This window comes from Methanocalculus sp. MC3, from assembly GCF_054767395.1.
In genome coordinates this window covers 544,688-567,363 of sequence record NZ_BAABMP010000002.1, presented here as the reverse complement: position 1 = coordinate 567,363, position 22,676 = coordinate 544,688, and the positions used below count along the sequence as shown (strand labels likewise).

Annotated in this window: 19 protein-coding genes; 9 read left to right on the top strand and 10 right to left on the bottom strand. The window is 49.4% G+C overall.

Features of this window, described 5'->3' with window-relative positions:
* Nucleotides 1-229: 229 nt before the first annotated feature.
* The gene (locus tag ACYUBO_RS06535; RefSeq protein ID WP_460373192.1) at nucleotides 230-6,493 is read left to right on the top strand and encodes a tetratricopeptide repeat protein; all 6,264 of its coding nucleotides are present in this window, start codon (nucleotides 230-232) and stop codon (nucleotides 6,491-6,493) included.
* Between the two features lie 33 nt (nucleotides 6,494-6,526).
* On the opposite strand, the gene ACYUBO_RS06530 is transcribed toward ACYUBO_RS06535, so the two are convergent.
* From ACYUBO_RS06530 to ACYUBO_RS06520, 3 genes are all read right to left on the bottom strand, one after another.
* A complete protein-coding gene (locus tag ACYUBO_RS06530; protein WP_300330085.1) occupies nucleotides 6,527-7,357 on the bottom strand; it encodes an ion transporter in 831 nt (276 codons plus the stop codon).
* 48 nt (nucleotides 7,358-7,405) lie between these two features.
* Nucleotides 7,406-8,305: a PPK2 family polyphosphate kinase gene (locus ACYUBO_RS06525; protein WP_460373191.1), complete on the bottom strand. Its 900-nt coding sequence runs from the start codon at nucleotides 8,303-8,305 to the stop codon at nucleotides 7,406-7,408.
* Between the two features lie 101 nt (nucleotides 8,306-8,406).
* Nucleotides 8,407-9,282 carry a PPK2 family polyphosphate kinase gene (locus tag ACYUBO_RS06520; RefSeq protein WP_460373190.1) on the bottom strand — a complete coding sequence of 292 codons (876 nt, stop codon included), beginning with the start codon at nucleotides 9,280-9,282 and terminating at the stop codon, nucleotides 8,407-8,409.
* Nucleotides 9,283-9,469: 187 nt separating this feature from the next.
* Here ACYUBO_RS06520 and ACYUBO_RS06515 point away from each other — a divergent pair, with 187 nt between their 5' ends.
* A complete protein-coding gene (locus tag ACYUBO_RS06515) occupies nucleotides 9,470-9,820 on the top strand; it encodes a hypothetical protein (RefSeq protein WP_300331011.1) in 351 nt (116 codons plus the stop codon).
* A gap of 17 nt (nucleotides 9,821-9,837) precedes the next feature.
* Here ACYUBO_RS06515 and ACYUBO_RS06510 read toward each other — a convergent pair whose 3' ends face one another.
* On the bottom strand, nucleotides 9,838-11,262 hold the full coding sequence (locus ACYUBO_RS06510; protein WP_460373189.1) for a dihydropteroate synthase-like protein: 1,425 nt from the start codon (nucleotides 11,260-11,262) through the stop codon (nucleotides 9,838-9,840).
* 230 nt (nucleotides 11,263-11,492) lie between these two features.
* On the opposite strand from ACYUBO_RS06510, the gene ACYUBO_RS06505 reads away from it, so the two are divergent.
* Nucleotides 11,493-12,731, top strand: coding sequence for a DNA methyltransferase (locus ACYUBO_RS06505; RefSeq protein WP_460373188.1), 1,239 nt, complete (start codon nucleotides 11,493-11,495; stop codon nucleotides 12,729-12,731).
* A 14-nt stretch (nucleotides 12,732-12,745) separates the two neighbouring features.
* Nucleotides 12,746-13,624 carry a TdeIII family type II restriction endonuclease gene (locus ACYUBO_RS06500; protein WP_460373187.1) on the top strand — a complete coding sequence of 293 codons (879 nt, stop codon included), beginning with the start codon at nucleotides 12,746-12,748 and terminating at the stop codon, nucleotides 13,622-13,624.
* Between the two features lie 56 nt (nucleotides 13,625-13,680).
* On the opposite strand, the gene ACYUBO_RS06495 is transcribed toward ACYUBO_RS06500, so the two are convergent.
* On the bottom strand, nucleotides 13,681-13,953 hold the full coding sequence (locus ACYUBO_RS06495) for a zinc ribbon domain-containing protein (RefSeq protein ID WP_460373186.1): 273 nt from the start codon (nucleotides 13,951-13,953) through the stop codon (nucleotides 13,681-13,683).
* Nucleotides 13,954-14,136: 183 nt separating this feature from the next.
* Between ACYUBO_RS06495 and ACYUBO_RS06490 the strand changes: the two genes are divergently transcribed.
* Nucleotides 14,137-14,697: a LemA family protein gene (locus ACYUBO_RS06490; protein ID WP_300331020.1), complete on the top strand. Its 561-nt coding sequence runs from the start codon at nucleotides 14,137-14,139 to the stop codon at nucleotides 14,695-14,697.
* 9 nt (nucleotides 14,698-14,706) lie between these two features.
* Nucleotides 14,707-16,527, top strand: a complete 1,821-nt coding sequence (locus ACYUBO_RS06485; RefSeq protein WP_460373185.1) for a DUF2207 family protein — start codon at nucleotides 14,707-14,709, stop codon at nucleotides 16,525-16,527.
* Between the two features lie 32 nt (nucleotides 16,528-16,559).
* Here the strand turns inward: ACYUBO_RS06485 and ACYUBO_RS06480 are convergent, their stop codons facing one another.
* Complete coding sequence (locus ACYUBO_RS06480; RefSeq protein WP_460373184.1) at nucleotides 16,560-17,390, bottom strand: arsenite methyltransferase; 831 nt, start codon at nucleotides 17,388-17,390, stop codon at nucleotides 16,560-16,562.
* A 7-nt stretch (nucleotides 17,391-17,397) separates the two neighbouring features.
* Nucleotides 17,398-17,697, bottom strand: coding sequence for an HgcAB-associated protein HgcC (gene hgcC, locus ACYUBO_RS06475; protein WP_460373183.1), 300 nt, complete (start codon nucleotides 17,695-17,697; stop codon nucleotides 17,398-17,400).
* Nucleotides 17,698-17,959: 262 nt separating this feature from the next.
* Here hgcC and ACYUBO_RS06470 point away from each other — a divergent pair, with 262 nt between their 5' ends.
* Nucleotides 17,960-18,928 carry a hypothetical protein gene (locus tag ACYUBO_RS06470; protein ID WP_460373182.1) on the top strand — a complete coding sequence of 323 codons (969 nt, stop codon included), beginning with the start codon at nucleotides 17,960-17,962 and terminating at the stop codon, nucleotides 18,926-18,928.
* Entirely contained in the window at nucleotides 18,900-19,265 is a 366-nt protein-coding gene (locus ACYUBO_RS06465; protein WP_460373181.1) for a DUF1294 domain-containing protein, read from the top strand. Before ACYUBO_RS06470 ends, ACYUBO_RS06465 begins: the two co-directional genes overlap by 29 nt.
* 60 nt (nucleotides 19,266-19,325) lie before the next feature.
* Here ACYUBO_RS06465 and ACYUBO_RS06460 read toward each other — a convergent pair whose 3' ends face one another.
* Nucleotides 19,326-20,195, bottom strand: a complete 870-nt coding sequence (locus tag ACYUBO_RS06460) for a cupin domain-containing protein (RefSeq protein ID WP_460373180.1) — start codon at nucleotides 20,193-20,195, stop codon at nucleotides 19,326-19,328.
* A 154-nt stretch (nucleotides 20,196-20,349) separates the two neighbouring features.
* On the opposite strand from ACYUBO_RS06460, the gene ACYUBO_RS06455 reads away from it, so the two are divergent.
* Nucleotides 20,350-20,976 (top strand): DUF998 domain-containing protein, encoded by a 627-nt coding sequence (locus ACYUBO_RS06455; protein WP_460373179.1) that lies wholly within the window; start codon nucleotides 20,350-20,352, stop codon nucleotides 20,974-20,976.
* 21 nt (nucleotides 20,977-20,997) lie between these two features.
* On the opposite strand, the gene ACYUBO_RS06450 is transcribed toward ACYUBO_RS06455, so the two are convergent.
* Nucleotides 20,998-21,480 (bottom strand): hypothetical protein, encoded by a 483-nt coding sequence (locus ACYUBO_RS06450; RefSeq protein WP_460373178.1) that lies wholly within the window; start codon nucleotides 21,478-21,480, stop codon nucleotides 20,998-21,000.
* An 81-nt stretch (nucleotides 21,481-21,561) separates the two neighbouring features.
* Nucleotides 21,562-22,611 carry a hypothetical protein gene (locus ACYUBO_RS06445; RefSeq protein WP_460373177.1) on the bottom strand — a complete coding sequence of 350 codons (1,050 nt, stop codon included), beginning with the start codon at nucleotides 22,609-22,611 and terminating at the stop codon, nucleotides 21,562-21,564.
* Between the last annotated feature and the right edge of the window lie 65 nt (nucleotides 22,612-22,676).

Genomic DNA, 22,676 nt, shown 5'->3' with positions numbered 1-22,676 from the left:
ACACCTTCAATGTAATCCTCTTCATTTCTCTATATAAAACTTGCGTGAAAAATCCCACAAAGAGTTTATGGTATGGTATTACAGTTCGGTCGTTGCGATCGTCGTCTTCTATTTATATTCTTTCTACCTCCTCTATATGGAGAACAGCATCAACATACTAATCTCATTGAAAAAACCAATAAGATGAAGGGAACAGACGAAGAATATGGAAAATCCGGACTGAGATCTAATGGAAATCTGGAAAAGGGAGCCTGAGCCGAATAAACAGGAGGAAGCAGACGGATATATTCGTTTGGCCCGCTCTCTCCTGGCAAAAGGGGATCTGGCAGATGCTGTGCGTCTCTTTGATGATGCCCTTGCAATTGACCCGGGGTATCATGAAGCCTGGATTGGAAAAGGTGAAGCATATCTCCGGATGAAGGACTATCCTGAGGCGATCCTCGCCTATAAGGAAGCCCTCGCAATTCGTGCCGAAGATCCGGAGGTTCGCAAGGCATATGCATCTGCGCTCCTTGCAATCGGGAGAACAGACGATGCGATAAGAGTGCTGAATCTGGCATTTCACCCGGGTGCTCTCCCTGATCTGAAAAAAATTGTTCATGAACTGCTCTCAGGAGGAATGTATCCTGAAGCCCTTGATCTCGTCGACAGGCTGACAGCTCTTGACACCGGCGATGCCCGGCTCTGGTGTCTGAGGGGTACGATCCTCTGCCGGTTATCCCGATCAGATCAAGGTGAAGAAACCGGGGTAATGCAGCCTGGTTATCCCGATGATACGGGTGTATGGTATCTCCGGGGTGCCATACGGTCTTTTTCAACAGCACTCCAGATACATCCTGATAACTTTATCGCATGGAAGGGGAAAGGGATCGCTTCACTCTCTTTACATGAATTTCATGATGCTGCAGATTCCTTTGAAAAAGCATTGGCAATTCGATCAGGTGACCGGGATACCAGGCGAAGATATGCTTTTGCTCTTCTCGGGCTTGGAAAAACTGACCGGGCCATTGGTATCCTGAATCAGTCCAGCCATATCGATGATCTCCCTGATCTTATCTCGATGGGTGAATATCTCCTCTCAGAGAAACAGTATGAAAATGCAATAAAACTCTTTGGCCGGGTACTTGTCATCGATCCCTCTTCTGGAAAAGCCTGGTTTTTACAGGGTGTCTGCTTCTATCGGCTCTCCCGTTTTGAGGAGGCTCTTCAATCATTTGACGAGGCACTCAGACTTGCAAAGGATGATGAATCCGATTCAGCGTTCAGTGTTTCTGAGATCTGGTGCATGAAAGGTGCCATCCAGTGCCGCCTCTCCCAATTTGATGATGCAGTTATCTCATATGAGAAAGCAATAACCCTGAATCAAAAGGATCCTGTTGCCTGGTTTCTCCGTGGGATAGCACTTGATAAACTCTGGCGATATGATGATGCGATCGAGAGCTATGAACGGGCTCTCCCTCTCTTTCGTCAGGGCGGGGATAATGAGTCTCCTGATACCCTGCATCCCCAAACCGGAGCTGTCTGGAGAAGGCACGGGATATGCCTCTGGAATCTGGGCAGGTATGAGGAGGCTCTTCAGTCACTTGAAACCGCACTCAGGCAGAACCCACATGATACAGAATCCTGGTTTTCAAAGGCGACGCTTCTTCAGATTCAGGGACATAATGAAGACGCACTGGGTGCCTATGCGAAGGTTCTCGAAGACCGGCCAGATTATTATGAAGCATGGCTGAACAGCGGCTCAGCTGCCCTTGCAATTGGCAGGGATCAGGATGCCCTTACCTTCCTGGATCATGCGATTGCCATTCGTGATGATGATCCTGACTCCTGGTCACTTCGTGCACTGGCACTTAATCATCTTGGCAGGACCGATGGATCGCTAGCATCTCTTGAGCAGACACTTTCACTCAATCCATCGGATCTGAAAGCGAATCTTGGAAAGGGAAAGCTTCTCATGGAATCTGAGCGATATGAAGAGGCTCTGGAGGCTTTTGAGAAGATACTGGATACACATCCTGAGAGTACTACTGTTCTGCTCTACCATGGATCCGCTCTTGAGGCACTTGGCCGCTACAGAGAGGCCGCCTCTTCATATGAACGGGTTCGTACTCTTCGTCCAAAGGATTCTATAGCGCGTCTGCGGCTTGCTCCTCTTCTCATCCGCCTCGAACGGTACCGGGAAGCCCTGGTCGAATACGATGAGATCATCGAATCAGGCAAAGCCGATCCAGGTGTCTGGCTGAACCGGTCATCTGCCCAGATGGCACTCCACCAGAATGAAGGTGCAGTTCAATCCCTTGATGAATTGCTGAAGATTGATCCCGATAATAATGAGGCACTTTTCAGGTACGGAGCGCTCCAACACCTGCTTTGCAGATTTGAAGAATCTCTTTCCGCACTTGACAGAATAGATGGAACCGAGCTGAATGATCCACGGTACTGGCAGATTCGTGGCTCTTCTCTCCTCTCGCTTGGCCGTCATGAAGAAGCTGTCTCCTCGTTCGATCGTGCTCTCTCTCTTGATGAGAGCGACTCATCTGTCTGGCGTGATCGTGGCTCTGCGCTCCTCTCACTTGGGCGTTATGAGGACGCCGTCTCCTCGTTCGACCGTTTTCTCTCTCCTGATGATCCCGACTCCTCAGTCTGGCGTGATCATGGCCGTGCTCTCCTCTTGCTTGGGCGTTATGAGGATGCCGTCTCTTCGTTCGATCGTGCTCTCTTTCTGGATGAGAGTGACTCTTCTGTCTGGCGTGATCATGGCCGTGCTCTCCTCTCACTTGGCCGCCATGAGGACGCACTCACTTCCTTTGATCGTTCCCTCAATCTGAATCCGGATCAGGCAGCTGTCTGGTCCGATCATGCGTCAGTTCTTCTCTCACTGAACCGTGCTGAAGATGCAGTCGGTTCTTTTGAGCGTTCAATCAGCCTTGATCCTGAGAACGCCGGTTTACTCTTTGAGTATGGGATGCTCCTCTCCCGGCTGAAACGGCATGATGAGGCACTCAGTTATCTTGACCGTGCAATGGCCCTCAGTCCGGATGATTCTGATCTGATCGGCGAGCGTGCCCGTCTGCTCACTCTTCTTGAGCGATATGAGGAGGCGCTGGAAACTTTCGATCAGCTCGGCAATCTTTCACGAAATCAGCATCTGCTCCACGCTGATGCACTCTTCAGGACAGGCAGATTTGATAGTGCAGAAGAGGCATACCTTGCCTCTCTTGATGATACGGATGAAGATTCTGCTATCTGGAAAAAGATCGGCGACTGCCGGTTCTCAATGGGCAGGTATGAAGAGTCACTATCCGGGTATGAGAAGGCCATGCAGTCTTCACCTGATGATTCAGCCTTGCTTGAATCATACGGGGATGCACTCCTTGAGGTTTTGAGAAGAGAAGAGGCATATGCTGTATTTGAACGTGCTCTTCTGGCATCTCCTGATGATCCGGCTCTCCTCTCAAAGGCTGCTGATACTCTTGTCCTTCTGAACAGGGAGACAGAGGCTCTCGCTCTCTATGACCGGCTCACCGGGGGAGAAACTGCGGATGCAACACTCTGGAGGAGACGGGGGGAACTTCTCGTAAAGCTTGAACGGTATGAGGAGGCCCTTAACTCCTTTGAAGGGGCGCTCCGTTCTGACCCCTCCGATAGTGCCTCCATGCTCGGGAGTGCCCGATGCCTGATCTCTCTCTCCCGTTTTGAAGAGGCTCAGGGGATACTCTCGAAACTGGTTTTTGAGAATCCAGCAGATCCACAAATCTGGCAGATGCTGGGCAACGTCCTTGAACTGCTTCATCGACCTGATGAGGCGCTTCTTGCCTATGAGCATATACCTGATGAGACCACTATAGAGCGGGGTGTCCTGCTCTTTGAAGCCGGCCATCATGATAAGGCATTCTCTCTCCTCTCCTCCACTCCTGAAAGGCTCTCTTCCCATCCTGCAGCACTCAAAGCCCTTTCCAGCTCCTCAATTGCAATTGGCATGGAGGAAGAGGCTCTTGCTATTTTCAGGCAGCAGGTCGATGAAATGCCAGATAATGCCGGGCGTCTTCTCCTCTATGCGGAACTCCTCGAATCCGCCGGCCACACTGAGGATGCTCTCGCCACTTATCGTAGGGGGGTTTCACCTGATATGCCGGATGGATGGAGAGAGATGGGTGATCTCCTCTGTCAGCTTGAACGCTTCGATGAAGCAGATGCCGCATATCAGCAGGCACTCCGTTTCACTCCTGATGATCCCCTTCTCCTCCACAGGTCTGGAATTGTACTCAATCATCTTGGCCGTCCTGATGAGGCGCTCGCTTCATTTGACAGGGGTCTTGGGATCATCCCCCATGATAGCAATCTGATCGGCGAGCGTGCCCGTCTGCTCACTCTTCTTGGCCGTCATGAGGATGCGGTATCTGCTTTTGATCAGCTCGATACTCTTACGCCAGAGCAGCGCCTGCTCCATGCAGATTCGCTCTTCCGGACAGGCAGATTTGATGAAGCAGAGGAGGAATACCTGGTTTTATCTTCGTATGTCCCGGATGGTGACCCGCTTATCTGGAAAAAGATTGGTGACTGCCGGTTCCGTTCCGGAAGGTATCAGGATGCAGTTGATGCATATGAACAGGCATTGCCGCTTGCCCTGGATGACACATCTCTTCTGGAGTTGTATGCTGATGCGCTCTTCGAAGTTGACAGGGCAGAGGAAGCCTATGCTCTATACCAGCGTGCCCTCCATGCCCTCCCTGACGATCCAATCCTGCTTGGAAAGGCTGCCGATACGCTTGTTATCCTGAAGAGGAATAACGAGGCCCTTGCTCTCTATGAACAACTGGCCGGTGCTGGCGATCCTGCCCCCTCTATTCTTCGAAAGCGGGGTGTCGTTCTCCAATCGCTTGGGCGTCATGAAGAAGCGGTACTCTCCTTTGAAGAAACACTTCAGCAGGAGCCATCCGATACAGAATCCCTTCTTGGAATTGCCCGATCCCTCATCGCCCTCAATCGCTTTTCGGAGGCTCAGGGGCTCATCTCAAGACTGGTCCTTGAGATTCCCGATGATCCGGATCTCTGGTCTCTGTATGGATTTGTTCTCGAGCAGCTTGATCGTCCTGATGAAGCGCTCCTCGCCTATGAGCACGCACCAGATGAGACTACGACAGAGCGGGGGCTTCTTCTCTCCCGCCTTGGCAGACATGATGATGCAATCCTCCTTCTCTCTCCTCCAACTGAAGATCCCTCATTCAGGACAGCTGTTCTCCAGGCTCTCTCCACCTCCCTGATTGCAGTTGGACGAAAAGAAGAGGCACTTGATCTGCTTCATCAGCTGATCGGAGAGGTACCTGATGATCCCGAAATTCGCTTCCTTTATGCAGATCTTCTGGCAGCAGCCGGTCGTCTTGAGGATGCGCTCTCTTCATATGATCGTGTAGTCTTAGCCGGGAAACCCGAAGGGTGGAGAGAAATGGGTGATCTCCTCTGCCGTCTGGGAAGATATGATGAAGCATTATCAGCATTCAGGCGGGCACTTCACTTCTCTCAGGACGATCCTGCGCTCATCAACAGGTGTGGCACCGCACTTTCACATCTTGGGAGATACAAAGAGGCGGTATCCTGTTATGAAAGGGCAATTCATCAAAATCCACCTGATCCTGAACTATTTCGCCGATATGCTTCAGCTCTCTACCATGTCGGCCGTTATGATGAGGCACTCCGTTACTGCACCTGCTGGCTTGAAGAGCATCCCGATGATCCTGAGGGCTGGTATGGGCATGCCAGGCTGCTTGTCAAGGCTGGAAAATATGATGACGCCTCTTTCTCTGTTGAACGGGCTCTCTCCGGTAGGCAGGACGATGCGAATGCCTGGTATCTCCGGGGCGTTATCCAGGGAAGGCTCGGCCGGTTCCAGCAGGCACTCTCCTCGGCCGATAAGGCGATCACTCTTGATGAAACCAATGCGGATGCCTGGGTTCTCAGGGGGACAGTACTCCACCGTCTTCTGAAATACCAGGAGGCCCTCCGTTCACTTGATCAGGCTCTATCACTCACCCCTGAGGATGGCGGCTCCTGGTACATCAGAGGCACTATTCTTGGGAGCCTGGGCAGGTTTGAGGATGCTATTCTCTCTTTTAACCGATCTCTGGATATTAATCCCGGGAATGCCCCTGTGCTGCATGCACGTGCAGTACTGTTGCATCAGCTCGGCAGATTCGATAAGGCTGTGGAATCAAGTGAGGAGGCTCTGAGCATTGATCCCGGCTTGTATTCAGCATGGCAGGCTCATGCACATGCACTTCTCCGTTTGGGACGAAATGAGGAGGCACTCGTCTCGCTGGATCGTGCACTGGAGGGGGTGCCTGATCGCCACAGGCTCTGGTATGCGAAGGGGAAGGCTCTTGCTGCGCTTGATCGGTTTGAGGAGGCTCTCCGTTCATTTGAAAAAGCCTATGAACTACAGCCTGAACGAGCGTATATGGAAGAGATCCGGCGGTGCCGGCAGAAAGCCGCCTGAGTTCTCGTTCTGATCTCTCCACATCTCCAAGAATCACTTCTTCCAGAGATCGCGGGCTTTTATCTCCTGCTTGCAATGGGGGCAGAGGTACTCTTCATCCTCGTTGATCTCTTTCTCAAGAGCTTTTGAAAAGCCTGACGCAAGGATACCTGCCGGAAGTGCGAAGATGGCTATTCCGATGAGTGCAATCACGGTTCCAAGCATCTTTCCAAGTGGCGTGATCGGGACAATATCACCATATCCTGTTGTAGTCAGGGTAATGACCCCCCACCACATCGCTGCCGGGATACTTGAGAACGCTTCAGGCTGTGCAGGGAATTCAACCTCATACATAAGAGTGGCAGCTGCGATCAGGACGATGAAGAGGACGAGGTACGTAGTGATGAGCGTATTCCTCTCCCCTTTGACCACCCTGATGATCAGGTTGATCGAGTCAGAATAGCGTATCAGCTTGAAGAGCCGAAATACCCTCAGGATCACAAGCCCGGTGAGATTGATGCCGGTGAATGGCAGGAGAATATATGGGAGTATTACCAGCAGATCGATGAGTGCGAAGGGTGTTTTTGCCCATTTGAGCCGTCCGATGATCGGTTTTGCATATTCAGGGTCTGCTGTACATGTCCAGAGCCTGATCAGATACTCGATTATGAAGATAATCAGGGTCGATGAAGAGATCAGGAGGAGGATGGTCCATATGATCGGGTATTCTGTTTGGATCTCCCATACACTCGAGAGGACCATCGCAGCGATATTCAAGAGAATGACGGCTGTAATGAAGATCCCAAAGATATAGCTCTTCCGGCTTTCCGTGTCTTGAGGCTCGATAATATCCCATATCTTCTTTTTTAATGCTCTATGACTCATCTCTCAGCATCCTCCCTTTACAGGCTCAGGCAATCCTCTGCTATCAATCTACTCACTCTCAAGATGAATTCGTGCTTTTTCAATTTCTTTCATCTGTTCTGCTGAGGTTTCAGGGTACCTGAGATCAAGCCGGCTGATTGCACGGACAATTATATCTGCAACCAGCGTCCTGGCAACCCATTTGTAATCTGCCGGGATCACGTACCACGGTGCCTCATCAGTACTTGTCTGGAACATCGCCTCTTCATATGCTGCCTGATAATGGCTCCAGTACTGCCGCTCTGTCAGATCAGAGAGGGAGAATTTCCACTGCTTCTTCTCTGTCTTCAGCCGGGATAGCAGCCGTTCTTTCTGTTCTTCCTTTGAGATGTTGAGGAAGAATTTCAGTATGATCGTGCCGTTTGCACGATGGTGCCGTTCATATGCCCTGATGTCTTCATATCGCGCTTCCCAGAATGCATCAGATCCATATCCCGGTGGAAGCTGCTGTCCTTCCAGGATCACCGGATGGACTTTCGGGACAAGCACATCCTCATAGTAGGAACGGTTAAAGATCCCGATCTCCCCCCGACGGGGCATGGCTTTCCAGAAACGCCAGAGAAAGGTGTGGTCGAGCTCATATTTCATCGGCACGCCAAAACTCATCACCTGGCAGCCCTGTGGGTTCACACCTGACATCACATGCTTTATTGTGCCGTCTTTTCCTGCTGTATCCATCCCCTGGAGAATCACAAGGATTGAGTACCGCTTATCTGCCCATAGCAGCTCCTGAGCTTCATTAAGGGCTACCCTGTTCTCTTCAAGTATCTCGGCGGCACGCTGTTTCACCGCATTTTTGCCAGCTTCTTTGAGTGCATCGCTCTGTGCCCATCCGGTATAGAAATCGGTAAGGCTGAGCTTTTTTCCAGGCTTGACGAGCAGCCTCTCCATATACTTCTCTTTAATCATCGTTCATCACGATTCAGATTCATTTACTGGAAGATAAATACGTCTCTCCTTATTATCTGATAGGTGCCGATCAATGTTTTTCCTGTATCTGAAGGTAAGAGTCATTTATTCGTAGGGTTTTTCTCTGTATTCTGAAGCTTTTCAAGTGCGGCTTCTATCTCCACTTTTTGTATTTCGGTTATCTCAGGGTATCTGAGATCCAGCTGCCTGATGCTCAACACAATAAGATCTGCTATCATCGTCCTGGCAACCCATTTGTAGTCTGCGGGAATGATATACCATGGAGCATAGTCAGTGCTGGTTCTTGAGAAGATCTCTTCGTATACTTCCTGGTATTGTTTCCAGTGGTCACGCTCTGAGAGGTCTGATGAAGAGAATTTCCATTGTTTACTCTCGGTTTTAAGGCGTGATATAAGCCGGTTTCTTTGTTCTTCAAATGAGATGTGAAGGAAAAATTTTAAAATAATAACTCCATTATTGACAAGTTGCTTCTCAAATGAAATAATATCCTCAAACCTTGCATCCCAGAAGGACTTACTGCCATATCCGGGAGGAAGCCGTTGCGTGTCGAGTATTTCCGGGTGTATTTTGGGTACAAGCACATCTTCATAATATGAGCGGTTAAAGATGCCTATCTCCCCTTTTCGGGGCAGGAATCTCCAGAATCTCCAGAGGAATGGATAATTAAGCTCATTTCTTGTCGGGATCCCAAAACTCTCAACCCGGCAGCCCTGTGGGTTTAAGCCCGACATTACATGTTTTATCGCCCCGTCTTTACCCGCTGTGTCCATTCCCTGTAAAATGACCAGAAGAGAATAGCGCTTGTCTGTCCAGAAGAGATCGTGAGCTGCCGAGAGAGCCTCCCTGTTCTCATTCAGTGACTCCATTGCCCACTGTTTTATTGCCTTCTTCCCCTTTTTGTCCCTCTTCAGGTTTTTCGCCAATCCTGTATGGAAGTCAGCGAGTCGAACCTTCATTCCTCTTGGGACTGAGGACCAGCCAATATATGTCTCTTCATTCATCACTCTTCATCTTCTGAATAATCTTCATAGAAAATAAAGAATCCTTCTGATCGAGATGTTTGATTACCCTTATCTGTTTGGAAGGATGTCTGATTCCGGAGTGATACACACTTTTATATGGTTAATCCTCCTTCTAATCTCCATGGATTTCAACCATCTGCACTGTCCTGAGTGTGGCGAGCAAACACTGAATGTAGAGCAGCCATCAGATAATGAGATCTGGATCAAGTGCAGTACCTGTGACCTCTTCATGGGCCTCTCGGAAGAGGAATGGCACCAGATTCACAACTCACCTCATCTGGAAAAGAAGATTCGGGCGCTCTATGAAAAAGATCACCCGAATATTACCACCGGCCACCCCTGCAGGCTTTGTCTCAGGCGTCACGAAGGCGGTGTCGCCAACATCTGCAGCAGCTGTCTCAATAAGGCCTTGATCGTCATTCTGATCATTATGGTCATCAGTTCGTTTATTGTCTGGTTTGGTATCTTCTGAAGATATCCTGGCCAGGATCAGAAGTCGCCATCCTGTTCAAAGCTTCTGTTGAAACGGATGGCGAGCTCTGCTTTATAGAGCTCCTTACCCAGGTATGCGGCGTGATCGAGGACTGAAACCCATCCTTTCTCCTCGATCATCGAGAAGATTTGCCTCCAGTCCTGTGACTTTATTGCAACACCCCTTCTTTCTGCAATGATCTCCTCTCCGTCAATTCCTATCCTGAAGTTTCCGCAGGGGTCATATGTGAGAGCTTTTTCTGATGCACCGGCCTCATGCATTGTTTCATACAGTACAGGCGGTTCCTGCCGTCTGCGTTTCTCCTTGATGACGAAGAGGTCAAGACCGAGATCTTTTGGATATGGCCGGCCTTCCATTAATGCCATCATCGTCGTTGCTCTTCTCATCTCTGCAACTGACCCAAGCGTTTTATCTGAGTGTTCGCTGGTGAAGATCAGGGCTGCGTTGATCTCCTGTGCCATTGCCGCAAGGAGTGCATTGGCACCGGGGGAGTCCGCATCCAGGAGTTCCACTACGTTTCCTGCGCCAAAAAAAAGGGGATAGGATGTTTTTGTTTCTACCATTGTCGCAAGTGCTCTCACCAGTCCTGAACCGGCAGGAGGGAGGAGCGGATCTGCAATGATGCACTTAATTCCGCAGGCTTTGGCAGCTTCACAGTTTGCAGCAAGCCCTGCTTCTCCGGGAACGACAACAGCAGCTATACCCGCCTCTGCGATTGCAGATCCGATCAGGGGAATATTCTCTTCCTGGAGCGAGAGGATCAGATCAGATCTATCAAGTGCTGCTCTGATTAACTCAGGATCCTGGGTATCTGCTGCAAGCGGTCCTTCAATTCCTTCCAGAAGAGAGAAGGTTTTTACCACATCCTCCGGTGAGGCATCGAACCCAAAACCGAGATCAACGATATCCGCTCCTGAAGAGAAGAAGCGAAGGACAGCGGATCTGATATCCTGATGGCGGTGTGCATCCATGATCTCTGCGACGACCTTCATCCTGCTCCCGCCGCCGATCTTCACTCCCCTGATGTAGAATTCCGGATCGGCAGCGACTTCTCTCTCTTCCAGCATTAAAAGTGCTTTATCGCGCTTTATCGCTGCAATAAGGTCATCTGCGGGAATAGTCCGGGAGAGCTGGATCTGCCCGACACCCGGGAGGATCATGCCGAGATCTGCGGCGTGGCGGGGGCCACGGAAGACAAAGACTCCAGTCACCTTTTCCACTGAGGAGAAATCTGCGGTACACATCCCGGAGACGATTACAAAGTCATACCGGTCTTTTTGGATCAGTTCCGTGAGCCGCTTTGGTGAAATGAACGATGCCACCTCACCGATGACGGCAACATCACAGTCATGGCCGGATTCATCGGCAGCGTCCCTCACAATCGCTTCTGTCTGGGTACCGGTTACAAGCAGGATCCGCATAGCGGTATGGTTGGCGTGAAGTTACTTGAAGGTGGCGAAATCTTCCATCCTGTTCTTCTCCAAATGATGATACGGCTGGTATGGTGGCTAAAAAGGTAATTTCGTCTGTTGGTGTTGAAAATGGCATTTATGGTTGCTAAAGGGCTTCTATCCATCTGTCAATGCCTTATTAACCCAAATCAATATGTTTTTCTAAGGCTGAAACCACTAATGAAATTGAAAGTGTTTTCATGGTATCATCTACGCTCACAAATGAAGAGAAACGTGTTAAGATCTATACAATTGAGCAGACTCCAACCCGAGCCCATGATGTGACGCCTGATGCTCCTCTGGAATGCCTAAATCTGAATTGGACTGAAAAAGATCTTCCTGAGAGAGAACGGACAAAACATGTTCATCGCCTTCATCCATATCTTGGAAAATATATCCCGCAACTTGTTGAGATTTTTCTTAGAAAATATTTCTTAAGGGGACAGACTGTTCTCGATCCGTTCTCTGGATCGGGAACGACGCTTGTACAGGCAAATGAGCTTGGTATAAATTCAATTGGGTTTGACATCTCTGCATTTAATGTTCTTCTGGCACGGGCAAAGACACAGGAGTACGATCTTACAACGATGAAGCGTGAAGTCCTTGAAGTCCTGAATAAGGTTCATTCAGCGACACAAGTGGATTCAGCACAACGCCGGTTGTGGTTTGAGTGTACACATGGCCCCTATCTTTCGGATGAAAATAATGCGTATCTTGAGAAATGGTTTGCACCAAAAGCACGCGAGGAATTGCTTACCTATCGCTACTTTATCGAGGCGGGGGATTATCAGTACAAAGATCTCCTCAAAATAATCCTCTGTCGCTCAGCCCGCTCAGCGAGGTTGACAACACATTTTGATCTGGATTTTCCAAAGAAACCAGTGACTGAACCATATAAATGCTATAAACATAATCGGATCTGCCAGCCAACACAGGAAGCCTTCAAATTTTTAAAACGATACAGTAACGACACGATCAAGCGCGTCTCGGATTATGCTTTACTGAGAACTGGAGCAAGCGTGGATGTGTATCATGATGATTGCAGAACTGTCGATTTTCCTGAGGTTCATGGAGTTATAACCAGCCCTCCATATGTTGGATTGATTGATTATCATGAGCAGCATGCGTATGCATATAATCTCCTTGGTCTTGAAGATAAACGGGTACAAGAGATTGGCCCTGCTGTCAATGGTAAGAGCAGATCTGCAAAAGAAGCTTATCAAAAGGATATTTCAGAGGTCTTCCGGCGGATTCTCCGTTCAATGCATGATGATGGGAGATTAATTGTCGTTGCCAATGATAGTTCTGATCTCTATGGTGATATCGCTGCCTCATTGGATGTTGAAGTGGAGAATATTATCGAACGTCATGTTAACCGGAGAACTGGTAGGCGAGCCGGTGAGTTTTATGAGTCAATATTCATCTGGCGGAAAATGTGAATGGAGTTTTTACAATGGTTGAATCAAAAGAGATGAAAGATGCTATTCAAGGGGTTATTCAGGAATTAATGGATAGTATCATGGATAAAGTTCTTTATAAAGATCCTTTTTTAACAGATGTGCATCTCTCCACAAAACCCCTCTATGCAGCGCTTGTTCCAGATGAAATATTCAAAGGATCACATTTTGAACGACGATTTGTCACACCTTTTGGGAAAGTCTGGGAGAAATTGGCTGTAGTTGCGGCAATTCATGGTCTTGGATATGCTGAGATGGGTTACCGTATTGATGGGTCTATACCGGAGGGTCAACTTCAGCGCATCTCGGAAGTTCTCAATACATTAGAACACTCGAAGAAAAATAAAGGAAAAACAGCCCCAAATTGGGTGAACGAACTTTCTTATATAAAGCAAGGAAAAGGCGAATCCATCCCAGTATCAGTGATTTGTGATCTCTATGTTGAAGATCAATCCACAAACAGACGATATGCATTTGAAATAAAGGCGCCATTACCCAATAGTGACCAGACGAAGGTCAGCAAAGAAAAAATCCTCAAACTCCACTGCATGGAGCCACAAGTTGTGGATGGTGCATTCTTTGCATTGCCCTATAATCCCTATGGCAAACGTGAAGATTACGCGTGGAGCTTTCCATTTCGATGGTTTGATATGAAGCATGATGATGTCGTTTTAATCGGCGATGAGTTCTGGGACACCATTGGTGGTTCTGGCACTTACACATCCTTCATATCAGCAGTCAATGAGATTGGGATTGAGTATAAGGAGCGTATCTACAGGGAATATCTTGGTATTGAACCCCCTGCCGCATATGATCCCGCAGATGCACTGCTACATGAGCCACTACCTGAATATCATACAAAGAAAAATAAATGAGCGTACCTTCAGTTATTAAATATTTATTTTAAACTTTTTATATTATTGATTGCTCGCTACTTCCTCCACCGTTTCAGTTCCAAAAGGAACTCCCCGGCCATCTTCCGTGCTTCTGCATAGGGCATAATGCCCGCCTCATCGATCTTCTGTGCAGAAAATTCAATCATCTCTTCGAGGGTAATTGATTCATCAACGAATGCCCCGTTCTGATAGCAGTAACTGCAATACTCTTCTGACTTTGAGCCGTCCTTCTCTGTTCCAAAGTGTTCCGGCTCGCTCATCGGCATGCCGCAACTCTGGCAGAATGGCCCTTGTGGGATTTCGTTCATATCGGTTTTCTGTTTTTTCTGGTAATAAACATTACAGGTGAATCATGCCGGTTCTTTGTCCAGGGTGTGTCCTGATTGATGCCCGGATTGATGACCTGACTGACTCAGATTCATCAACTCCTGTTCAGCAGCCCGCATCAGTATTTTTATCTCTCAGATCAATGTGAGTACAGGTGAAAGAAGATGATTGAACTCATTATCGGCGGGATACTTGTCCTCCTTGCCATCGTCATTGTTCTCTGGTTTGTCAGTATCTACAACAAATACTATCGCCTGAAGAACGCATCCGAGGCAACGCTCGGCCAGATCAAGGTTGCGATGAAGAAGCGGCTCGATATGATCGACCAGCTCCTTGGATCAGTGAAGAGCTATGCAGAATTTGAGAAGAGCACGCTTGAATCGGTCACAAAGATGCGTGCATCTGTTGGATCTGCCGGGGCAGGGGATCTTAATGCCATTGAAGCCGAGTCGCGGAGTGTGCTTGGCCGCCTCTTTGCGGTGATGGAGAACTATCCTGATCTGAAGACATCCCAGACTGTAAAGGATCTGATGGGATCGATCAAAGGGCTGGAAGATGAGATCGCCCGCCACCGGTATACCTTCAACAATATCTCACAGCAGTTCAACACAATGCTCCAGACAATTCCATCGAATATCGTCGGGAACATGATCGGTATGGTCAAGCTCGAGTACCTCGAATTCCAGGATGAGAATCTGGAAAAGGCCCCGAAGATCGAGTTCTGAGGTTTCTTCATGGAAGAGAAGAGACTGATTGCACTCCTGTTTGCGGGAACCCTGCTGCTTGGCCTCTCTGTCATTGGAGTGATGGGGCTCTTTCCTGCCGGTGCATTTGATTATAGCGGCGACCTCATCGTCGAGTCATATGAGGTGACCTGGCAGGAGAATGGGGATCTCACAGAGCGGTACGTCTATTCGGTCCGCTCAGCCCAGGAATACCGGATGTTGTACCGCAACTGGAACGCTGCCCTTATCTTTGGAGAGCCAGAATCCGGCTACCCTCACATCCGCTTTATCGAGGGATTAGCACCGGATGGAGCTGTCCTTTACCTGAAGGAGGGTACAAGCAGTATCCATCTCTTTGAAGGGGATAATCCCCGTGCCCGATCGCTCGTCTCTGATCTTGCCTATCCAAATGAGGTTGGCATTGTCAATCCGGACTACTTCACACCGGGCGAATATGTCGTTGAGTATACCTATCAGATGGTGCCGCCTGTTGAGTACGACAGCGATGCCGTGCATATCAACCTGATGTTTGCAGACGAGCACATTCCCTATAAGGACGTCACCATTACGCTCATCTCAGACAAGATAACAGATGTCTTCACCCATCCCCCAAGCTACGAGATAACCCGTGGCGATGGGATGATTGTGCTCACCGGTAGTTCCCCCTCAAATGAGCGGATCGAGGTTGAGTTTTTGATGAGCCCGGATGCAATAGATTCGGTTGCCGGGATTAAAACCTATGTCGAAGGGGTCCGTGAGAAGACCGAATCCGCAAACAACTCGTATCTCTTCGGCTTCTTTATTGCGGATATCCTTCTCTTGATCGGAAAAGTCCTGGTTTTTCTGACGCCGTTTTTGCTTCTCCTTCTGTACATCCTGTACGGAAGGGAGAAGGATTATACCGTCCCCGAATACCTCAGCACGGTGCCTGACGAGACGATGCCGCCCTGGCAGGTGAATCTTGTCTTCAATAAGGATGCATTCTCCTCTGATGAGAACGGGTTCTATGCAACCCTCCTTGATCTCCACAGGAAGAAGAAGATCGAGATCAGGGAGAATGCCGATCAGAAAGGAGTGAGGATCCGGCTTCTTGAAGAGGAAGGGGATGATCAGTATGAACAGAAGGTGATGAACTTCATCACCCTGAATTCTGATGAATCCGGGGTTCTTGATACCGGATACTTCGAGGCGGTTGCAGAACGGGCAAAAAGTTCCACCGCAGATGAGCATATTGCAATACGGCTCAAGGAGAACATAAATGACCTGATGACGATGAGTGATGAGCGGATATCAGGAACCTATGCTGTTGATGGAAGGGGGACTCCTGCTCTTCTCCTCCTCGGCGCAGTCGGCTATATTCTCGTTGTTATCCTGGCATTCCTCTTTGCCACCGATACCGTAGGGACGCTGCTGGCTGCAATTGTTCTTGGTGTCATTATGGCAGTTCAGGCGGGGATTGCTGTGGCACTTCCCTCAACCCTCTTTGGCCACTGGAAGGATGACTACTATAAGACGAAGCTTGAATGGAGTGCCTTCAGGCGATTCCTCTCTGATATGAGCATGATCCGGAAGTACAGCCCCGATGATATGAATATGTGGGGGATCTGGCTTATTTACGGCACAGCGCTTGGAGTTGGCGATAACGTCCAGAAGGCGATGAAGGAGCTGAAGGTGGATGTTTCTGAGTCCGGCTACTATGTCCCGACCTATTTCTGGTTCATGGGATTTTATTCGATCAGCACATTCTCCCCGCCCTCACAGGCAGGCGCAGGTGGCGGAGGATTCGGTGCAGGTGGCGGCTTTGGCGGTGGAGGGGCAGGAGGGCGGTAAGTGCCCCCTTCCTTTTGATTGCCACTTCTCAATCATTTCTTTTCTGCGCCGATTTTTATTGAAACAATGCTCTCATAAAGTCTCTTTCGCTCATCCTCATCCAGAGGAACAGCTCCAATAGTGCTGATCAGTTCCGGTTCGCTGATGATATGATTCAGGGGAAAGACGGATTCGCCGTGAATGGTGATAGAGGAGAATCCGGCATCGCGGATGCATTTCAGATATTCCTCTTTCAGGAGAGCTCCCGATACACAGCTTGTATAGAGGAGGGATGATTTTTTGAAGGCGTCAGGGAGCGGGGCGGTGAGGACGATATCTGAGACCATCAGGCGGCCGTTTGGGCGGAGCACCCGGAATATCTCAGCAAAGACCTGTGGCTTGTCGACAGAGAGGTTGATGACGCAGTTTGAGATGACGACATCAACTGAAGCATCTGCAACCGGCAGGTGCTCTATCTCCCCAAGCCGGAACTCCACGTTGGCATATCCTCCCTCTTCAGCATTCCTGCGTGCTTTCTCAAGCATATCATGGGTCATATCGACACCGATGACATGGCCGGATGCACCGACTTTCTGGCTTGCGAGGAAGCAGTCAAAGCCTGCACCTGATCCGAGATCAAGCATAGTCTCTCCTTCTTTCAGTGATGCAATCGCTACAGGGTTTCCGCATCCAAGCCCGAGATTGGCCCCTTCCGGCACCGCCTGCTGATCCTCTTCTGAATAGCCAATTGAGGCGGAGACTGTTTTTGGATTCTGTCTGCCATTGCAGCACCCGGGACCGCATCCGCATCCAAAACCTCCTTCACGGGCGACCCTGCCATATCTCTCACGCACCTGCCTTCTGGTAATTTCTCTGTCAGTCATAATGGTTTCAACTCCTCAGTGTCTTTTGATCTTTGGTTCCGCATTCCTGTTGTTCCGGGTGAACAAGCGAGGTGATGTAGCTGTCGAGATGGTCTTTTTTGATCAGGGTAATGCAGCAGACAGATCCTTTCCTTTCAGAAAAGACGACTGCAAAGCGATCCCCCTGTGCGATCCCCGCCCGCTCCCTCACCTCTTTTGGGAGCACCATCTGGCCGCGGGCGTCGATGGTGACGATCCCCTCAACCGAGCAGTCGCAGGGGTTTTTATGCCCACTAATGCTCTTCTCTCCCTGCCTATGTTCTGTCATCGTATTGAGTGGTGGGACGTTCAATTATATGAATATTCTTATTTTTCAGAAAAATAAGAAATTTTAGATCATTTCTCGCTTGGAACTCCACTCCGGCTTTCGCAGCCTGTAGGTTGCGAGTGGAATTGCGATGATTATCAGCATCAAAAATGCCATTCCGATGATATACATTGGAAGATCTGTTGATGCACCGGGGTCTGGCGAGATGGATAGAAGATCAGAATAAGCGGGATTCATTACTCCCTGTGTCGAAGTTATTGATATGATCCTTGAGGAGACGCTCATTTTTGGTTCAGAGGAGGATGCGGATGCATTCTGTGCTTTTGCTAAAGAGAAAGGGATTGGTGTAAAAAAGTCATTCAGGGGGGTTGCGATAACCGAGGATATCATCACCTGCACCCTTCAGGGTTTTATCGACTGGTATTCGGAGATGATTGATGCCAACTCTGAAGAGAATCCACTCTTTGCCGATGATGAGATCTCCCTCTTCCAGAGACAGGTGAATCTGCTGACAAGGACAACGGCAAAACTGGAAGAGATCATTTCAGGAAAAGAGATCGGTGATGTCATCTATACCCGGGAGACTGTCCAGAAAGCAATCCTCTCCCTCCTCTCGCTCCCGCAGAAGGATGCTGAGGCACTCGGCGATCTGCCTGAGTTGAATGATGTCTGGATCCCAATTGAGATCATGCTGAAGGATAACCAGATTGTTGTTGAATCTCCCGAGGGATACCGCCTTCAGAAGATAATTAAGCCCGGCGAGCTCCTCTACCAGAATACCCCCTCATCATATGCTGATGCATTCTTTGAGGCTGGCAGAACACATGGTGCGATTATCTCTGCAAACTACTCGATTGATTCTGAATGTGTTGTGACTGCCGGACCCGGGATCTACCTGCTGGAGAACGAAAACACAATTTTTGATCTCCTCGATACCCTTGCAGTGGATGAGGCGTCCCTTGATCTCTTCTATGAGAATTATACTACAAAGCAACAGATCGTTCGCTCATTGATCGGCCTGATCAGCAGGAAGAATACACTCTCTCTGACAGAGATCAGTGCTGAGATGGTGAAATACGGTTCATCTTCAGATAATGCTGATCCGGGCTTTGAAATCCATCTCTCCCCAATCATGGTGAAGCTGATTGTGACCGAGCTGATAAAGGCAAAGATCCTCACCGGTCCTGAGAAGAAGGTTCGGATTGGAAAAGGAATTCCTGGCAGGGGATGAAGTTGGGCTCATCAATATCCCGACTCGATCTCTTTGTGATGGGGGCTACATTGTGATAACCGAAACCACCCTGCTCCATCTCGTTCTGTATGCGGTGCTGAATATCTTCTCGTTCCTTACCTTTGCAGATGACAAGCTGAAGGCGAAGAACAACTCATGGAGGACGAGCGAGAAACGGCTGTTAGTCTATGCTTTTGTCGGGCCGTTCGGTGCACTTGCAGGGATAAAGCTGCTCAGGCACAAGACGCAGAAGATCAAATTCAAGGTTGTATATCTCTTTCTCCTCCTGCACATCCTGATTATTGGGTATTATCTCATGCCCTTTATAACCGGATAATTGCACAGAAAAGGAGTGTTTGAAAAATGAGCGGATTGTTCAGGAGAACAATTTCCCTATTTATTTTTCCATCATCACAAAAATCTCCGGCCGCCATGCGGGATCAACAACGCTCAGAATGACCGCATTCGTAGTGCCGGCATTTTTGATCTCCTTTGGCTTACCTGGGGGGAAGAGTGCTGCTTTTCCGGCTGGAATTGTGTAATCCACTCCGTCCCCGGCACGAATGACAATCCCACCTTCCAGGACGTAGATCAGATCGGTTGAATCTAAAAGCTGGTTTCCAACAATCTGACCGCCGGGGAGTATCTGTGCATATGCTACGCTGTAGTCGATTGGAATATCCATTTCAGGCATCAGCACGGGATTGATCAGGGTGTAGATGAGCGTCCCGGTATCGTAATCCCACTCGATCCCGCCTGCCGGATCTGAGATTATGATCGGATCTGCATTTGTGGAATTTTGGAGTGGGATGAGGTCATCATCCCTGATATCGATATCAAACGAATACTGGGGCTGGTTTGCCGAGAGGTACCGGAGATCTGATTCGCCGATACTTTCAATCGACTGGAGCACTCCTTCAGGAAGGAGGACGAGTTCTCCTGGCGCTGCCTCAACAGTTTCTGAATCACAGTGTATCCTGGCAGCCCCGGCGATCACATAGACAAGTTCGGAGGTGCCGAGGAGCCGGTGCGGAGGCGTGGCATTGCCGGGAGGTATGGTGACATAGCCAAGGTTGTAGCTCACCGGAAGGACTGCTGTCTCGGCGGTGATGATGTTCACATACATTCCCTGCCCGCTGACGGTTGGGAAGGGATCTGAGGGCGTAGTCATCAGGATATCCGGCTCATCAGCCACTGGCGGGGCATCGGTTGTGCATCCGGCAGTAAAGAGAAGCAGGATCAAAGGAATCAGAAATAGTTTTTGCATATACAAATTCTTGTGGCGTTTTGGTAGAAAAACCTGTGCAGACATCTGGTTTAGGGGGCGGTTTGGTGGTTTTCTGGGAATCCAGCAGGGAATGACTGGTCAGGTATGGTTTATTACCCTTAAGTGAAAAGAATCAGTCTGCTGGTGAATAGTTATGGCAATAGAGCAGATGTCGATACAGAATAATCCGGATAAGGATCAGGGAAAACAAGTGGGGCTCGATCGTGGGGTTGCCCTTGCCCCCGCCCTCCTCCTCTTCGGTTCTGCCTGGTTCCTCCTCCTGCTGGTGGCAGCAGAGGCACTCTACCCCGGCTATAGTGTTGCAACAAATGCGATTAGTGATCTCGGTGTCGGAGAGACGGCAATCCTCTTCAATTCATCTATTATTCTCTTCGGCTCCACAAGTTTCGCAGCCGCATATCTGCTCAGGAGAAGGCTTGGGCGGCTGCTCCCCGTCTGCATGGCACTCGCAGGTATCGGGGCGATCTGTGTCGGGCTTTTTCCTGAAACCCTCGGTCTTCCTCATTATCTCTCGGCACTGACTGCATTTCTCTTCGGGGGGATTGCGGCAATCGTTTCTTCACAACAGGTGCGGATGCCGATTGTTCCCCTCTTCGTCCTGCTTGGGGCGGTCACACTTTTGGCACTCGCCCTTGAGATCGCCGGTTTGACGCTAGGGCTTGGGCATGGAGGCATGGAACGGATGATCGCATATCCGATCATTATCTGGGAGATTGTGTTTGCCGGGTGGCTTGCGGGGAAAGCAGAAGAAATCGTGTGACTGGTCAGAAAAAGAAGGATGCTATTTCCTTACACAGACCTCGTTATCCAGGAAACGCGGCTCTCCTCCCTGCAATGGATAATACCCTGCCCGGATGCAGAACTGATCACCGGTGAGTATGTCTATGATCGCAAATGTCGCCTGATACCTGCCCCCGGATAGCCTGACTTCACGTGTTGTAACTGTTCCTGTTTCGGTGATGGTGATCACCCGTCCATCCGGCATGATTGTCGGCTCATCCGGGATGGTGGCGGGAAGAAAATTATCTCTCATCTCAACAACCACAATCGATCCATCCGCAAGATCGGTGGTGCCCCTGATGATCAGATCAGCCTGCACCACTCCGGGAGCATAGTTGAAGGTGACCTCATGAGTGAGGACCGGGTCAGGCCCGGCTATCACTCCGGGTGTCTGGGGAGACTCTTTTTCATCTGCACACCCGGCAGCACAGACCAGTGCAATGATGATGATTCCTGCAAGGAAACTGGCAACCTCTCTCTTCATGGTATACCAGATCTGGAATAGGGAATGATAAGAATTGCTGTTGATGAAAAGGATCTGGATTTGGGGAAATGTGTTTTCTCCCTATTCTCCCCAAACTTTTCTATCCGAATATTCACTTATCCTCGCCTGCACCCATGCCCTTGCGGGACTTGCGATGAACGGGGCAATGAAGAGGACGACAATACCGGCTGTGCCAAACCACCACTGGGGAACCTCCGGGTACGAGGTGATCCGAAGGCCGATATAGAAGAGGAAGATGATGAATGAGACGACTGCTCCGGAGATGTACTGAAGTGTCCGGGCGTCCGGGGTCATGATGGCGAAATACTCCGGCAGTTTGTATACATACAGATAATACAGGCCGATGAGTCCGAGGATTGTGCCGGTGATGAAGATCGGCCATGGCGAGATGCCGAGCCCGTGATTGATGTTCCCGAAATCATCATGGGTCATGAAGGAGCGGGTGAGGACATACTCAAAGATCATGATGAAGGTGATTACTGATGTCCAGAATACGGTGTGGTATACCCATCGGTGTTCTTTCACCCATTTGACGGCCATCAGTCCTGCGGTTACAAAGAAGAGGGCGATGTTTGAGAAGGGGCCTGCAAATGCAATTGCCGCTGCCGTAGGCCCTCGTCCGGCATTGAAAAGGACTCCATAATCGACATTCTCATCCCACCCGCTCCCGATCAGATCCCCATAGATGATATTCAGGGGATCAGCTTTTACTCCGAGAAGCCAGGCGAGTGTGCTGTGGGAGAATTCGTGCATCATGAGCACGAGAATGTGAAGGATGAAGAACGAGATGACCAGAACAGAGATGAAGACGATCACCTTTGAATATCGGGATCTGCGGGGCAGCCGGTCAAAGGCATCTGTTTCTCTTTGGATTGCTGTATGGGATACTGTGTGTGCTTTTTTATCTGTTGCCTCTCTCTTTGCTGCCACCCATCTGTCTATTGCCGGGAGTATTACCCCGCAATAGAATACAAAGACGACAAGTGCTGCGAAGAGTATGATTGACGTCTCCAAAAACTCAACAAAGGTGCCAAAGAGCAGAAACATTGCAATTCCTACGATGACCAGTGTGGCAGCATTCCTGATATACATAGAAATCGTCCCGTTCATACTCCACCTCGTTTTATCAACTGTTATCTGAAACTACTCTGATCGGTGGCTGACGTGTAATAAAG